The following is a 14,652-nucleotide window of genomic DNA, read 5'->3' as shown; positions in this document are numbered from 1 at the left end:
GGCCCCTACTCCCGCGCCATGATCCGCATCTGCAAGGAAGAGAGCTTCCACCAGCGCCAGGGCTACGAGCTGCTGCTGACCATGATGCGCGAGGGCACCCAGGCGCAGAAGGACATGGTCCAGGACGCCATCGACCGCCTCTGGTGGCCGGCGCTGATGATGTTCGGCCCAAGCGATGAGCATTCGCCCAACAGCGCCCAGTCCATGGCTTGGAAGATCAAGCGCCAGACCAACGACGAACTGCGCCAGCGCTTCATCGACCAGACCGTGCCGCAACTCGAACTGCTCGGCTGCACCGCCCCCGATCCCCACCTGAAATGGAACGAAGCCCGCGGCCACTACGACTTCGGCGACATCCAGTGGGATGAGTTCTACGAAGTGATCAAGGGCAATGGCCCGTGCAACCAGGAACGCGTCGCCACCCGCCGCAAGGCCATCGAGGATGGCGCCTGGGTGCGTGAAGCGGCCGTGGCCTACGCACGCAAGCAACAGAACAAGAACGCCGCCTGAGCGGCGATTGATGCGGAGATTGAAGATGTCTGTCTGGACCCTCTACGAAGTGTTCGTGCGCAGCAAGCACGGCCTGAACCACAAGCATGTCGGCAGCGTGCATGCCGCCGACGCCGCCATGGCCATCGAGAACGCCCGCGAGCTGTACACCCGGCGCAGCGAAGGCGTGAGCCTGTGGGTGGTGCCCTCGGCACTGATCACCGCCTCCTCGCCTGACGAGAAAGACCCGCTGTTCGCCCCTTCGGACGACAAGGTCTACCGCCACGCCAGCTTCTACGAACTGCCCGACGAAGTCGGGCACATGTGAGGTTGGCCATGCACAAGCAAGCTCTCATCCCCTACCTGCTGCTGCTCGGCGACAGCGCCCTGATCCAGGGCCAGCGCCTGTGCGAGTGGTGCGGCCACGCACCGGCCCTGGAAGAAGAACTGGCGCTGATGAACGTCGGCCTGGACCTGGTCGGCCAGGCCCGCAACTGGCTGGACTACGCCGCCGAACTGCTCGACGACGGCCGCGACGCCGACGCCCTGGCGTTTCGCCGTGACGAGCGGGCGTTTCGCAACCTGTTGCTGGTCGAGCAGCCCAACGGCGATTTCGCCGTGACCATGGCCAAGCAGTTCTTCTACGACGCCTGGCACCATGCCGTGCTGCAGCGCCTGGCCGACTCCAGCGATGAACGCATCGCCGGCATCGCCGCCAAGGCGCTCAAGGAAGTCACCTACCACCTGCGCCGCTCCGGCGAGTGGGTGCAGCGCCTGGCTGGCGGCACCGACGAAAGCCGCCGGCGCATGCTCGATGCGGTCCCGGCCCTGTGGCGCTTCACCGTGGAGCTGACTGCGGGCAGCGACAGCGAAGTGGCCCTGGCCCAAGCCGGCATCGCCGCCGACCCGGCCGCCGTCGGCGCCGCCTGGCTGCAACAGGTGAGCAGCCTGTTCGCCACGGTCGAACTGCCGTTGCCCAAGGCTGCCAGCCACTTCTACCTCAGTGGTCGGCAAGGCCTGCACAGCGAGCACCTGGGCCTGTTGCTGGCCGAAATGCAGTTCCTGCCAAGGGCCTACCCCGATGCAACCTGGTGAGCTGATTGCCGGTGACCGCGGCGCCCGGGCGGCCCGTGGCGACGACCTGGCCCGCGCCTGGGCGGTGCTGGGCGAGGTCATGGACCCGGAAGTGCCGGTGGTCAGCGTGGTCGACCTGGGCATCGTGCGCGACCTCGACTGGCGCGCCGGGCACCTGCACCTGGTGGTCACCCCGACCTACTCCGGTTGCCCCGCCACCGAGGTGATCGAGGGCGATATCCGCCAGGCGCTGGAGCAGGCCGGGTTCGCCGCGCCAGAGCTGGAACGCCGGCTGACCCCGGCCTGGAGCACCGACTGGATCAGCGCGCTGGGCCGCGAACGCCTGCGCGCCTATGGCATCGCCCCGCCGCAAGGCAGCGCCAGCAAGCGCAGCCTGCTCGGCGAGGCGCCGCAGGTGTGCTGCCCGCAGTGCGCAAGCGCCAATACCGAACTGCTCAGCCAGTTCGGCTCCACGGCCTGCAAGGCGCTGTATCGCTGCCGCGAGTGCCTGGAGCCGTTCGACTATTTCAAATGCATTTGAGCCGTGGAGAACACCATGAGCCAGTTTCACAGCCTGACCATCAAGCAAGTGCGTCCCGAAACCCGTGACGCGGTATCGATTGCCTTCGAGGTGCCGGCGCACCTGGAGCAGGCGTTTCGCTTCACCCAGGGCCAGCACCTGGTGATGCGCACCCAGCTGGGCGATGAAGAAGTGCGCCGCTCCTACTCGATCTGCAGCGCCGTGCAGGACGGCGAGCTGCGCGTGGCGGTCAAGCGCGTGCCCGGTGGGCGCTTCTCGGCGTTCGCCAACGACGTGCTCAAGGCCGGCCAGCAGCTGGAGGTGATGCCACCGAGCGGCAGCTTCAACGTGCCGCTGGAGCCGGCGCGCCAGGGCAACTACCTGGGCGTGGCGGCCGGCAGCGGCATCACGCCGATCCTGTCGATCATCGCCACCACCTTGGCCAGCGAGCCGCACAGCCGCTTCACCTTGCTGTACGGCAACCGCTCAAGCTCCGGTGCGTTGTTCCGCGACACGCTCGAAGACCTGAAAAACCGCTACCTCGAGCGCCTGAACCTGATCTTCGTGTTCAGCCGCGAGCAGCAGGACGTCGACCTCTACAACGGCCGCATCGATGCCGACAAGTGCGGCCAGCTGTTCTCCCGCTGGATGGACGTGGCCAGCCTCGACGCGGCGTTCATCTGCGGCCCGCAGGCGATGACCGAAACCGTGCGCGACAGCCTGCAGGCCAACGGCATGGACAAGGCGCGCATCCACTTCGAGCTGTTCGCCGCCGCCGGCAGCGAAGCTCGCCGCGAGGCGCGCGAGGCAGCGCGCCAGGTGGACTCGGCGCTGAGCCAGGTCACCGTGATCAGCGATGGCCGGGCGCTGAGCTTCGATTTGCCGCGCAATACCCAGAACGTGCTGGACGCCGGCAATGCCATCGGCGCCGAGCTGCCCTATTCGTGCAAGGCCGGCGTGTGCTCGACCTGCAAATGTCGGGTGATCGAAGGCGAGGTGGAGATGGACAGCAACCATGCGCTGGAGGACTACGAAGTGGCGGCCGGGTATGTGCTGTCGTGCCAGACCTACCCGGTGAGCGACAAGGTCGTTCTCGATTTCGACCAGCTCTGAAACCGAGTCGCCTGCATCGCCGGCAAGCCGGCTCCCACATTGGCCTCAGTCCCAGCGCAATACCTGTGGGAGCCGGCTTGCCGGCGATAGGGCCATCAGCAACACCGCAACATCCGCGTGACCTCAAAAAACAACTACAAAACCAGAGAACGCTTGCCATGACCCCCGAACACATCGAAAGCATCAGCAATCACCCCGACTTCCAGCACCTGGTGCGGCGCAAACGCCGCCTCAACGGCGGCCTGACCCTGGCCATGCTGGCGATCTACTACGGCTTCGTCCTGCTTGTGGCCTTCTCGCCCAGCACCCTGGGCCAATCCCTGAGCGGCGGGGTGACCACCGTCGGCATGCTGGTCGGCGTGCTCATGGTGCTGGTGTCGTTCGCCCTCACCGGCATCTACGTCCATCGCGCCAACAATGTGCTCGACCCGCTCAACGACAAGGTCAAGCAGGAGTGCGCGCAATGAACTGGACTGCCATCTCGATGTTCATGGTGTTCGTCTGCTTCACCTTGCTGGTGACCCGTTGGGCAGCCCTGCGCACCCGCTCGGCCAGCGACTTCTACACCGCCGGCGGCGGCCTGACCGGCATGCAGAACGGCCTGGCGATCGCCGGCGACATGATCAGCGCGGCGTCGTTCCTGGGTATTTCCGCGATGATGTTCATGAACGGCTACGACGGCCTGCTGTATGCCCTGGGCGTGCTGGCCGGCTGGCCGATCATCCTGTTTCTGATCGCCGAGCGCCTGCGCAACCTGGGCAAGTACACCTTCGCCGACGTGGTCTCCTACCGCCTGGCACAAACCCCGGTGCGCCTGAGCTCGGCGTTCGGCACCCTGGCCGTGGCGCTGATGTACCTGGTGGCGCAGATGGTCGGCGCCGGCAAGCTGATCGAACTGCTGTTCGGCATCAGCTACCTGTACGCGGTGATGCTGGTGGGCGTGCTGATGGTCGCCTACGTGACCTTCGGCGGCATGCTGGCCACCACCTGGGTGCAGATCATCAAGGCCGTGATGCTGCTCTCGGGCACCAGCTTCATGGCCTTCATGGTGCTCAAGCACTTTGGCTTCAGCACCGAGGCGATGTTCGCCAACGCCGTGGCCGTGCACGCCAAGGGCCAGGCGATCATGGCCCCGGGCGGCCTGCTGTCGAACCCGGTGGATGCGATTTCCCTGGGGCTGGGCATGATGTTCGGCACTGCCGGCCTGCCGCATATCCTGATGCGCTTCTTCACCGTCAGCGATGCCAAGGAAGCGCGCAAGAGCGTGTTCTATGCCACCGGCTTCATCGGCTACTTCTACCTGCTGCTGATCGTGATCGGCTTCGGCGCCATCGTCATGGTCGGCACCGAACCTGCCTACCGCGACGCCAGCGGCGCGATCATCGGCGGCGGCAACATGGTTGCGGTGCACCTGGCGCAGGCCGTGGGCGGCAACCTGTTCCTCGGCTTCATTTCCGCCGTGGCGTTCGCCACCATCCTGGCCGTGGTCGCGGGCCTGGCGCTGTCCGGCGCTTCGGCGGTGTCCCACGACCTGTATGCCTGCGTGATCCGCAAGGGCCAGGCCAGCGAGCAGGAAGAAATGCGCGTGTCGCGCATCGCCACGTTGGTGATCGGCATGCTCGCGGTGGTGCTGGGCCTGGTGTTCGAGTCGCAGAACATCGCCTTCCTTTCCGGCCTGGTGCTGGCCGTGGCGGCCTCGGTCAACTTCCCGGTGCTGCTGCTCTCGATGTTCTGGAAGGGCCTGACCACCCGTGGCGCGGTGTGCGGCAGCATGGCCGGGCTTGCCTCGGCGATCGTGCTGGTGGTGCTGGGCCCGGCGGTGTGGGTCAACGTGCTGCACCACGAGCAGGCGCTGTTCCCCTACAGCAACCCTGCCCTGTTCTCCATGAGCCTGGCGTTCCTCGGCGCCTGGGTGTTCTCGGTCACCGACGGCTCCGAGCGCGCCCATCAGGAGCGCGGCCGCTACCTGGCCCAGTTCATCCGCTCCATGACCGGTATCGGCGCTGCCGGCGCCAGCAAGCACTGAACATTGACCATGTCGGGTATAACAACAATGAACCGCATACAGCTCAAATCCGCTGCCTGGATGGCGACCTTGGCCCTGCCCCTGCCGGCGTCGGCCGACTTCATCGGCGACAGCCACGCACGCCTGGACCTGCGCAACCACTACATCAACCGCGACTTCCGCCAGAGCAACGCGCCCCAGGCCAAGGCCGAGGAATGGGCCCAGGGCTTTACCGCCCGCGTCGAGTCCGGTTTCACCGAGGGCCCGGTGGGCGTTGGCCTGGATGCCATGGGCCAGCTCGGCATCAAGCTCGATTCCAGCCGCGACCGGCGCAACACCGGCTTGCTGCCATTCGGCCCGAACAGCCATGAGCCGGTGGACGACTACAGCGAACTGGGCCTGACCGGCAAGCTGCGGGTGTCCAAGAGCACCCTGCGCCTGGGCACCTTGCAGCCGATGCTGCCGGTGGTGATGTACAACGACACGCGCCTGTTGGCCTCGACCTTCCAGGGCGGCCAGCTGACCAGCCAGGAGCTGGGCAACCTCACGGTCAACGCCGGGCGCCTGAGCAAGGTCAACCTGCGCGATTCGTCCGGGCGCGACGACATGGGCTACGGCGCCGCCAGCAGCGACCACCTGGACTTTGCCGGCGGCAGCTACGCGCTCACCCCGCAGACCAGCGTCAGCTACTACTACGCCAAGCTCGAAGACATCTACCGCCAGCAGTTCGTCGGCCTGGTCGATACCCGCCCCCTGGGTGAAGGCCTGAGCCTGCGCAGCGACCTGCGCTACTTCGACAGCCGCAACGACGGCGCCGAACGCGCCGGCAACATCGACAACCGCAACTTCAACGCCATGTTCACCCTCGGCGTGAAGGCCCACAAGTTCACCGCCACCTGGCAGCAGATGTCCGGTGACAGCGCCTTCCCGTTCGTCAATGGCGGCGACCCGTTCACCGTCAACCTGGTGACCTACAACACCTTCACCCGCGCCGGGCTCGACTCCTGGCAACTGCGCTACGACTACGACTTCGTGGCGCTGGGCATCCCTGGCCTGAGCTTCATGACCCGCTACACCGACGGGCGCCACGCCGAAACCGCCACGGTCAGCAACGGCCGCGAACGCGAACGCGACACCGACCTGACCTACGTCATCCAGAGCGGCCCGTTCAAGGACGTGAGCCTGCGCTGGCGCAACGTCACCTTCCGTTCCGGCAATGGCCTGACCAATGCCGTGGACGAAAACCGCCTGATCATCGGCTACACCCTGGCGCTGTGGTAACAGCGCCCCACCCTTTTTGAGAACAGCACTGGAGAACAGCATGTCTGACGCCCCAACCCTGCAGAGCTTCATCGCCGGCCGCTGGATCGGCCAGCACGGCGCCCAGGCCCTGCGCAGCGCCTTGAATGGCGATGTCCTGGCCTACAGCCACGAAGAGCGCCCAGACTTCGCCGAAGCAGTGGCGTTCGCCCGCGTGCAAGGCCTTCGCGCACTGATGGCAATGGACTTCCAGCAGCGTGCCGCGCGCCTCAAGGCCCTGGCCCTGTACCTGGCCGAGCGCAAGGAGCAGCTCTACGCGCTGTCGCACCACAGCGGCGCCACCCGCGCCGACAGCTGGATCGACATCGAAGGCGGCAACGCCACCTTGTTCTCCTACGCGGGCATCGGCAGCCGCGAGCTGCCCTCGGGCAACCTGGTGCACGAAGGCCCGGCAATGCCGCTGGGCAAGCAAGGCCATTTCGCCGGCAGCCACATCCTGGTGCCGCGCGCCGGCGTGGCCGTGCACATCAATGCCTTCAACTTCCCGATCTGGGGCATGCTGGAGAAGTTCGCCCCGACCTTCCTCGCCGGCATGCCGTGCATCGTCAAACCGGCGACCTCGACCAGCTACCTGACCGAAGCCGTGGTGCGCCTGATGAATGCCTCGGGCCTGCTGCCAGAGGGCAGCCTGCAGCTGGTGATCGGCAGCACGGGCGACCTGCTCGACCGCCTGCAGGGCCAGGACGTGGTGACCTTCACCGGTTCCGCCGACACCGCGGCCAAGCTGCGCGTCACGCCCAACCTGATTCGCAACTCGGTACCGTTCACCGCCGAAGCCGACTCGCTGAACTGCGCCATCCTCGGCCCGGACGTGGCCCCGGACAGCGAAGAGTTCGAGCTGTACATCAAGGAAGTGGTGCGCGAAATGACCACCAAGGCCGGGCAGAAATGCACCGCCATCCGCCGCGCCATCGTCCCGGCCAAGCACCTGGATGCCGTTGCCACGCGCCTGCGTGAGCGCTTGAGCAAGGTGGTGGTGGGCGACCCGTCGGTCGAAGGCGTGCGCATGGGCGCCCTGGCCTCCCATGACCAGCAGCGCGACGTTGGCGAGCGCGTGCGCAGCCTGCTGCAGAGCTGCGAGCAGATTTTCGGCGCCAGCGACGGCTTTGCCCCGCGTGGCGAGGGCGTAGCCGAAGGCGCGTTCTTCGCCCCGACCCTGCTGCAGGCCCGCGACCCGCATGCCGAAGGCGGCGCCCACGATATCGAAGCGTTTGGCCCGGTCAGCACGCTGATGGCCTATGACGACCTCGATGAAGCCCTGGCCCTGGCCGCACGCGGCAAAGGCAGCCTGGTGGCCTCGCTGGTCACCGCCGACCGCGCCGTTGCCGCCAAGGCCATCCCGGTGGCCGCGGCCTGGCACGGCCGCCTGCTGGTGCTGGACAGCGAAGCGGCCAAGGAGTCCACCGGCCACGGCTCGCCGCTGCCGCAGCTCAAGCATGGCGGCCCGGGCCGCGCGGGCGGTGGCGAAGAGCTGGGCGGCCTGCGCGCGGTGAAGCATTACCTGCAACGCGCCGCCGTGCAGGGCTCGCCGAGCATGCTCAGCGCCGTTACCGGCGAGTACGTGCGTGGCGCCGAGGTGATCGAGACCGAGGTGCACCCGTTCCGTCGCTACTTCGAGGAGTTGCGCATCGGCGAGTCGCTGCTGACTCACCGGCGCACAGTGACCGAAGCCGACCTGGTCAACTTCGGCTGCCTGTCGGGCGACCACTTCTACATGCACTTCGACGAAATCGCGGCCAAGGCGTCGCAGTTCGGCAAACGCATCGCCCATGGCTACTTCGTGCTGTCGGCGGCGGCCGGGTTGTTCGTGTCGCCAGGTGAGGGGCCGGTGCTGGCCAACTACGGGCTCGACACCTTGCGCTTCATCAACCCGGTGGGCATTGGCGACACCATTCAGGCGCGCCTGACCTGCAAGCGCAAGATCGACCAGGGCAAGACCAGCCCGCTGGGGCAACCGCAAGGGGTGGTGGCTTGGGATGTGGAGGTGACCAACCAGCTGGGTGAGCTGGTGGCCAGTTATGACATCCTGACCTTGGTGCTCAAGCGTCAGGGGTGAGGTAGCCGATGGCCTGATCGCCGGCAAGCCGGCTCCCACAAGTATTGCGCTGGTCCCTGTGGGAGCCGGCTTGCCGGCGATGAGGCCGCCGGTCGGTATCACCTGCAAAAAAACGATTGTTCATGGCTTCCCCGCACTCCAACGAGCATCAACCCCCAAGGGAGACAGCCATGAACGCTTTATTCAGAATGGGCGGCGGCAACGCCCAGGATGACTGGCCCGAACTGGACCCGGAAAAACGCAACGACCGCGCCGACGACCCGGATGCCGACCCCAGCGTCGCCGACGACGACCCGCATCAGCCTGGCGTGCCGGCCAGCGACCCCGAATCCGGGGCTTGAGTGGTGGAAGCGGGCCTCTCCCCCGAGACCCGCCAACTCACGGCCGTGATGCCGTAGCGCTCGGCCATGGGCCGGCTGACCTTCTTGATCTTCTCCCGCCCGAACTTGGGAATGATGCCGATCCCCGCATCACAGCTCGCCCAATGCCAGGCCTCGGCATTGTCGAGGCGGTCCAGGCGAATGATGAAACTGCGCGGTTCGCCGTGCAGTTGGTAGTCGATGATGTACAGCGCGGGATTAGGCATCACGGGGCCCTCCTGTTCTCCATGGATGACTCTTCATTGAGTGACGCCCGTGGCGAAAGATTCAAAAAAATTGTCGAACAAAATCAGCAGGCGAGGCCCGCGGGCCTCGCCTGGGTGCCGGTCACTGCGGCTGACGCCCGCCACCGTGGCTGTTCTGGCCACCTTTGCGGCCTGCCTCGGCGGCCCGTTCGCGGTCGTTGGCGAAGTTGCCGCCCGACGCCTGGCCGCCCTTGTGGCCGGCACGCGCCGCCCGTTCGCGGTCATTGGCGAAGTTGCCGGGGTTGGTTTCCTTGGTACCGCCACGTCGTCCGGTTCGCTGTGGGTCACGAGCCATCGGGTATCTCCTTGTGCTGGATGGGGTGGGACGCATGAACCTTGGCCATGCCCTACTTGCGAGCCGCCCATCGCCCCCTCTGCTCAATCGGATTGGCGCCGACTGACCGGCGGCACCAAACGCCGCTTCGGCAATTGTTTGCGCGCAGGCTTTGCGCCTTAGGCATGCACGCTCCACTGGGCCATCTCGGCCTCGATGGGCATTTCGTCGATGGCATGGATCATGCCGCTGGCCAGCGCCTCCTGCGGCCCGAGAATGCGCGGGTAGGCCATCAGGTAACGGGCCACGTCCAGCACCTCGCTGCTGCCCTGGGTGCGCTCGGCAACGATCTGCGCGTACAGGCGCAGGTCATAGTCCAGGCTCATGGCGTATTCAGCCATGCGCGCATGGTCCACCGAGCCGTGCAAGGTCCAGTGGAACGGGTGGAACAGAAACTTGCTGTAGGCACAGGCGGTACGGTGCTCGCCGGCCAGGAACAGGATGTTGCCCATCGACTCGACGGTGCCCAGGTTATGGGTGTGCAGCGGCACCGGCAGGGTGCGCAGGAAGTTGTACAGGGTGAAGCCGTAGCTGCACTCCCCGCCCATGGTGGCGATGTTCAGCTGCAACAGCTCGGCGCCCTGTTGCAACGCCTTGGAACAGGTGTTGATCAGGTTGCCGCAGGTGGATGAGTTGATCGGGCCGGTGAAGTGAATGATGTGTCTGGCCATGCTTGCCTCCAGGTTGGGCGGGTCATTTCCTGGCCTCGCGTGGGTCGTCCTGTTCTTGCGCACCCGCATCGTCGTCGCCGCGCTCGCCCATCAGCTGGTACTGCTTGCGCAGGGCACGCAGCTGCGCCGGGTCCATGTCTTCGAGGTCGAGCAGCGCCTTGTGCGCGCGGCGGGTGGTGCGCAGCAGCTCGTCGATCTTGATGTGCAGCTCGTCGTTGTCGCGGTTCTGGGTGTTCTGGATGAGGAACACCATCAGGAAGGTGATGATCGTGGTCGAGGTATTGATCACCAGTTGCCAGGTGTCGTTGAAGTGGAACAGCGGCCCGCTCAGGCCCCACACCAGGATCAGCAACAAGGCGACAGCGAAGGACAGCGGGCGCCCTGTCCAGTTGGCCAGCCATTGGGCGAAACGGTCGAATTTCATGCCACCGGTCCTCACCAGTTCGTCCTTCGGTGGAGAGGCGCGCCGCAGCAAAGTTCCCTTGCCCTCGCCGCTGCGCCACTGGTCAACCGCGCTGAACCCTGGGCTTGCCCACCCGGTCGCAGTTCAAAGGACACCTGGCAGCGAGGACGGCAGTGTGAGCGAGATCCGCATCGGTATTTCCGGATGGCGTTATGGCCCCTGGCGCAACGATTTCTACCCCAAAGGCCTGCCCCAGCACAGCGAGCTGGCGTTCGCCTCGCGGGCGGTTAACAGCATCGAGATCAATGGCTCGTTCTACAGCCTGCAGACGCCAGAGCGCTACCAGCACTGGCGTGACGACACCCCGGACGGCTTCGTCTTCGCGGTCAAGGCGCCGCGTTACATCACCCATGTGCGCAGGCTCAAGGACATCGACGAGCCGCTGGCCAACTTCTTCGCCTCGGGGCCGTTGCAGCTGGGCAAGAAGCTGGGGCCGATCCTCTGGCAGTTCCCACCGAACATGAAGTTCGATGAAGCCCGTTTCAGCCACTTCCTCGAACGCCTGCCCCAGGACCATGAAGCAGCACGCGCCTGTGCCCGGGCCTGTGCCGAGCGCCTGCGCGGCAACATCAGCAACCTGGGGCGCGGCAATGCGCGCCTGCGCCATGCCGTGGAAATCCGCAACGAGAGCTTCCTCTGCGAGGCCTTCATCAAGCTGCTGCGCAAGCACAAGGTGGCGCTGGTGGTGGCGGACAGCGCCGGCAAATGGCCCTATGTCGAAGACCTCACCGCCGATTTCGTCTACCTGCGCCTGCACGGCGACGTCGAGCTCTACAGCAGCGGCTACACCGCGCGTGCCCTGCGCCGCTGGCAGCAGCGCATCCAGCGCTGGAGCCACGGCGGCCAGCCGGACGATGCCCAGCTGGTACTGGCGCGCCCGCCACGGCGCCGCGCATCGCGTGACATCTACTGCTATTTCGACAATGACCAGAAGGTGCACGCGCCCTACGACGCCAGGCGCCTGCTGGACAAACTGTCGCTGGACGGCCCGCTGCTGACCGAACCGGGTGTCGAGCCGGAGGTGGCCCTGTGAACGACACCCTGCCCGCCACCGACAGCCTGACCGACCGGCTGACCACGGTGCACCGCCTGAACGTGCTGACGATCAACGTGCACAAGGGTTTCACCCAGTTCAACCGGCGTTTCATCCTGCCGGAGCTGCGTGAAGCGGTGCGCGCCAGCGGCGCCGACCTGGTATTCCTCCAGGAGGTGCATGGCAGCCACCAGCAGCATGCCCAGCGCCACCCCGAATGGCCGCAGACGCCGCAGTACGAGTTTCTCGCCGACAGCATGTGGCCGCAGTTCGCCTATGGCCGCAACGCGGTCTACCCCCATGGCGACCACGGCAACGCGCTGCTGTCGAAATTTCCCATCGTCGAGCACCGCAACCTCGATGTCTCGATCCACGGCAACGAGGAGCGCGGGCTGTTGCATTGCCGCCTGGAGGTGCCCGGCCACGACCAGGTGCATGCGGTTTGCGTGCACCTGGGCCTGCGCGAAGCGCACCGGCAACGCCAGGTGCAGCTGCTGCTCGACCTGCTCGACAGCCTGCCGGCCAAGGCGCCGGTGATCGTCGCGGGCGACTTCAACGACTGGCGCCTGAAAGCCGATGCCGTACTCGGCCAGCGCCTGGTCGAAGCCTTTGGCGAGCGTTACGGCAGCCCCGCGCGCAGCTTCCCGGCGCGCCTGCCGCTGCTGCGCCTGGACCGCATCTACCTGCGCAATGCCCTGCCGAGCAAGGCCCAGGTGCTGGCCAAATACCCCTGGTCGCACCTTTCCGACCACGCCCCCCTTGCCGCGGAGATCAGCCTGTGAACAGACCCTGGACGCAAGGCAACAGCGTTGAGCTGCTGGTCAATGGCGAGGCCTACTACCCCCGTGTGTTCGAGGCCATGGCCCAGGCACGCGAGGAAATCCTCCTGGAAACCTTCATCATCTTCGACGACAAGGTCGGCCAGCAGCTCAAGCAGGTGCTGATCGACGCAGCCCGGCGTGGCGTGCGGGTGGAAATGGCAGTCGATGGCTATGGCACGGCGGACTTGCCGGACGCCTTCGTCGCGGCCATGACCGAAGCCGGTGTGCGCTTTCACGCCTTCGACCCGCAACCGCGCCTGGCCGGCATGCGCACCAACCTGTTCCGCCGCCTGCACCGCAAGATCGTGGTCATCGACGGCGAGCTGGCGTTCATTGGCGGCATCAACTACAGCGCCGATCACCTGGGCGACTATGGGCCGATGGCCAAGCAGGACTACGCGGTGCAAGTGTGCGGGCCGGTGGTGGCCCAGGTGCATGCCTCCAGCCGCAGGCTGATGGCGCCGGTGCTCGACCCACCCAGCGAGGTGCGCCCGCAGGTGGCTGCCACAGGGCCAGCCAGTGCCGTGCTGGTGGAGCGCGACAACGCCCGCCGGCGCACCGACATCGAAGCCTGCTACCTGCAGGCGCTGCGTGCTGCGCGCCAGCGCATCGTCATCGCCAATGCCTACTTCTTCCCCGGCTACCGCCTGCTGCGTGAACTGCGCAACGCCGCCCGCCGCGGGGTGCAGGTGACGCTGATCCTGCAGGGCCAGCCAGACATGCGCTGGGTCCGTGCCCTGTCGCGGCTGTTGTACAACTACCTGCTGCGCGATGGCGTGCACATCCACGAGTACTGCCAGCGGCCGCTGCACGGCAAGGTGGCGCTGGTGGACGATGAATGGTCGACCGTGGGTTCGAGCAACCTCGACCCGCTGAGCCTGTCGTTCAACCTGGAGGCCAACCTGCTGATCCGTGACCGGGCGTTCAACCAGCACCTGCACCAGCACCTCAGCGCCCTGGCCAGCGAGCAGTGCAAGGCCGTGACCCTGGAGCGCATGGTGCGCGGTTACTGGTGGCGGGCGCCGCTGATTTTCGTGTGCTTCCACGTCATCCGGCATTTCCCGCGTATCGCCGGCTGGTTCCCGGCGCACCGCCAGCGGCTGCGCTCGCTGCAGCCTGAGGTGCAGGCCCAGGGCGACCTTCACGAGGGCAATACCTGATGGCTGACAAACGCTGGCACCGCTGGGCCAAGCGCCTGCTGACCGTGCTGTTCATCGTGCTGATTCCGGTGTTGCTGTACACCCTGGCGCGCAACCTGGACTGGCACGAAGTGCGCCAGTCGCTGGTGGCGTACAAGCCGAGCACCTTGCTGATCGGGCTGGGCCTGGCGCTGTGCAGCTACCTGACCTTCGCCAGCTATGACCTGCTGGCACGCGCCTACACCGGGCACCAGCTGCCTGCGCGGCAGGTGCTGCCGGTGGCCTTCGTCTGCTATGCGTTCAACCTGAACTTCACCACCTGGGTCGGTGGCGTGGCCTTGCGCTACCGGCTGTATGGCCGGCTGGGCCTGGATAACGCGACCATTACCCGGATTCTCACCCTGGGCCTGCTGACCAACTGGATGGGCTACATGCTGCTGGCGGGCACGGTGTTCGCCCTGCGCCTGGTCAAGCTGCCGGAAAACTGGGCGGTGGGCGTCACCGGGCTGCAGATCATCGGTTTCGCCTTGCTGGCGATCGCGCTGGGCTACCTGCTGGCCTGTGCCTTCGCCAAGAAACGTACCTGGCATATCCGCGAGCACGAGATCACCCTGCCCTCGCTGCGCCTGGCGCTGTGCCAGGTGGTGCTGGGCGCGAGCAACTGGGCGCTGATGGCGGCGCTGATCCACTGGCTGCTGCCGGGCGAGCTGTTCTACCCATCGATTCTCGGCATCTTGCTGATCAGCTGCGTGGCCGGGGTGGTTGCGCACATTCCTGCCGGGCTGGGCGTGCTCGAAGCGGTGTTTTTGGCGCTGCTGCATGGGCAGCTGGGCCAGGGCAGCCTGGTGGCCGCGCTGCTGGGCTATCGCACCCTGTACTACCTGATCCCGTTGCTGCTGGCGGTGGTCACGTACCTGGTGCTGGAGAAACGCGCACGGACCATGCGCCAACGCAGTAAAGCGACTTTACGCAAGACCTGAACACGGGCC

The 14,652-nt window shown here is 66.3% G+C and carries 16 protein-coding genes and 2 pseudogenes; 14 read left to right on the top strand and 4 right to left on the bottom strand.

Annotation, left to right across the window (positions count from 1 at the left end; genetic code table 11):
• The 10 genes and pseudogenes from B3E94_RS19135 to B3E94_RS19090 form a co-directional block, all read left to right on the top strand.
• Window positions 1-510 (top strand): Phenylacetic acid catabolic protein (locus tag B3E94_RS19135; RefSeq protein ID WP_286914708.1); only part of this gene is annotated, 510 nt, incomplete at its 5' end.
• 25 nt (window positions 511-535) lie between these two features.
• A complete protein-coding gene (gene paaB, locus B3E94_RS19130) occupies window positions 536-817 on the top strand; it encodes a 1,2-phenylacetyl-CoA epoxidase subunit PaaB (RefSeq protein WP_004374528.1) in 282 nt (93 codons plus the stop codon).
• 8 nt (window positions 818-825) lie between these two features.
• Entirely contained in the window at window positions 826-1,584 is a 759-nt protein-coding gene (paaC, locus tag B3E94_RS19125) for a 1,2-phenylacetyl-CoA epoxidase subunit PaaC (RefSeq protein ID WP_286914706.1), read from the top strand.
• On the top strand, window positions 1,571-2,104 hold the full coding sequence (paaD, locus tag B3E94_RS19120; RefSeq protein WP_286914705.1) for a 1,2-phenylacetyl-CoA epoxidase subunit PaaD: 534 nt from the start codon (window positions 1,571-1,573) through the stop codon (window positions 2,102-2,104). Before paaC ends, paaD begins: the two co-directional genes overlap by 14 nt.
• Window positions 2,105-2,119: 15 nt before the next feature.
• A complete protein-coding gene (gene paaE, locus B3E94_RS19115) occupies window positions 2,120-3,196 on the top strand; it encodes a 1,2-phenylacetyl-CoA epoxidase subunit PaaE (protein WP_176511156.1) in 1,077 nt (358 codons plus the stop codon).
• 158 nt (window positions 3,197-3,354) lie between these two features.
• A complete protein-coding gene (locus tag B3E94_RS19110; RefSeq protein WP_176511155.1) occupies window positions 3,355-3,663 on the top strand; it encodes a DUF485 domain-containing protein in 309 nt (102 codons plus the stop codon).
• Window positions 3,654-5,222 (top strand): annotated as a pseudogene (locus tag B3E94_RS19105) (cation acetate symporter); the annotation flags it as partial. The gene B3E94_RS19110 and the pseudogene B3E94_RS19105, both read left to right, overlap by 10 nt.
• 27 nt (window positions 5,223-5,249) lie before the next feature.
• Window positions 5,250-6,482, top strand: coding sequence for an OprD family porin (locus B3E94_RS19100; protein ID WP_286914704.1), 1,233 nt, complete (start codon window positions 5,250-5,252; stop codon window positions 6,480-6,482).
• 40 nt (window positions 6,483-6,522) lie between these two features.
• Window positions 6,523-8,577: a phenylacetic acid degradation bifunctional protein PaaZ gene (gene paaZ, locus B3E94_RS19095; RefSeq protein WP_286914703.1), complete on the top strand. Its 2,055-nt coding sequence runs from the start codon at window positions 6,523-6,525 to the stop codon at window positions 8,575-8,577.
• A gap of 170 nt (window positions 8,578-8,747) precedes the next feature.
• The gene (locus B3E94_RS19090) at window positions 8,748-8,918 is read left to right on the top strand and encodes a hypothetical protein (protein WP_176511151.1); all 171 of its coding nucleotides are present in this window, start codon (window positions 8,748-8,750) and stop codon (window positions 8,916-8,918) included.
• Here B3E94_RS19090 and B3E94_RS19085 read toward each other — a convergent pair.
• From B3E94_RS19085 to B3E94_RS19070, 4 genes and pseudogenes are all read right to left on the bottom strand, one after another.
• Window positions 8,876-9,163, bottom strand: coding sequence for a DUF6555 family protein (locus B3E94_RS19085; protein ID WP_286914710.1), 288 nt, complete (start codon window positions 9,161-9,163; stop codon window positions 8,876-8,878). The genes B3E94_RS19090 and B3E94_RS19085 overlap by 43 nt on opposite strands.
• A 121-nt stretch (window positions 9,164-9,284) precedes the next feature.
• A pseudogene (locus B3E94_RS19080) lies at window positions 9,285-9,494 on the bottom strand (general stress protein); the annotation flags it as partial.
• A 161-nt stretch (window positions 9,495-9,655) separates the two neighbouring features.
• Window positions 9,656-10,207 (bottom strand): ATP-dependent Clp protease proteolytic subunit, encoded by a 552-nt coding sequence (locus B3E94_RS19075; RefSeq protein WP_236235874.1) that lies wholly within the window; start codon window positions 10,205-10,207, stop codon window positions 9,656-9,658.
• A gap of 22 nt (window positions 10,208-10,229) precedes the next feature.
• The gene (locus tag B3E94_RS19070; protein WP_236235875.1) at window positions 10,230-10,631 is read right to left on the bottom strand and encodes a low affinity iron permease family protein; all 402 of its coding nucleotides are present in this window, start codon (window positions 10,629-10,631) and stop codon (window positions 10,230-10,232) included.
• Window positions 10,632-10,785: 154 nt separating this feature from the next.
• On the opposite strand from B3E94_RS19070, the gene B3E94_RS19065 reads away from it, so the two are divergent.
• The 4 genes from B3E94_RS19065 to B3E94_RS19050 are packed head-to-tail and all read left to right on the top strand — an operon-like array spanning window position 10,786 to window position 14,643.
• Window positions 10,786-11,703, top strand: a complete 918-nt coding sequence (locus B3E94_RS19065; protein ID WP_286914700.1) for a DUF72 domain-containing protein — start codon at window positions 10,786-10,788, stop codon at window positions 11,701-11,703.
• Window positions 11,700-12,485 (top strand): endonuclease/exonuclease/phosphatase family protein, encoded by a 786-nt coding sequence (locus B3E94_RS19060; RefSeq protein ID WP_286914698.1) that lies wholly within the window; start codon window positions 11,700-11,702, stop codon window positions 12,483-12,485. The genes B3E94_RS19065 and B3E94_RS19060 overlap by 4 nt, the downstream gene beginning before the upstream one ends.
• Complete coding sequence (gene clsB / locus B3E94_RS19055; RefSeq protein WP_286914697.1) at window positions 12,482-13,684, top strand: cardiolipin synthase ClsB; 1,203 nt, start codon at window positions 12,482-12,484, stop codon at window positions 13,682-13,684. The genes B3E94_RS19060 and clsB overlap by 4 nt, the downstream gene beginning before the upstream one ends.
• Window positions 13,684-14,643 carry a lysylphosphatidylglycerol synthase domain-containing protein gene (locus B3E94_RS19050; protein WP_286914696.1) on the top strand — a complete coding sequence of 320 codons (960 nt, stop codon included), beginning with the start codon at window positions 13,684-13,686 and terminating at the stop codon, window positions 14,641-14,643. Before clsB ends, B3E94_RS19050 begins: the two co-directional genes overlap by 1 nt.
• Window positions 14,644-14,652 lie beyond the last annotated feature (9 nt).

It is taken from the genome of Pseudomonas sp. UBA6315 (assembly GCF_002438125.1).
Lineage (GTDB): Bacteria > Pseudomonadota > Gammaproteobacteria > Pseudomonadales > Pseudomonadaceae > Aquipseudomonas > Aquipseudomonas faucium.
The sequence above is the reverse complement of the archived record's forward strand: the minus strand, read 5'-3'. Positions and strand labels throughout refer to the sequence as shown.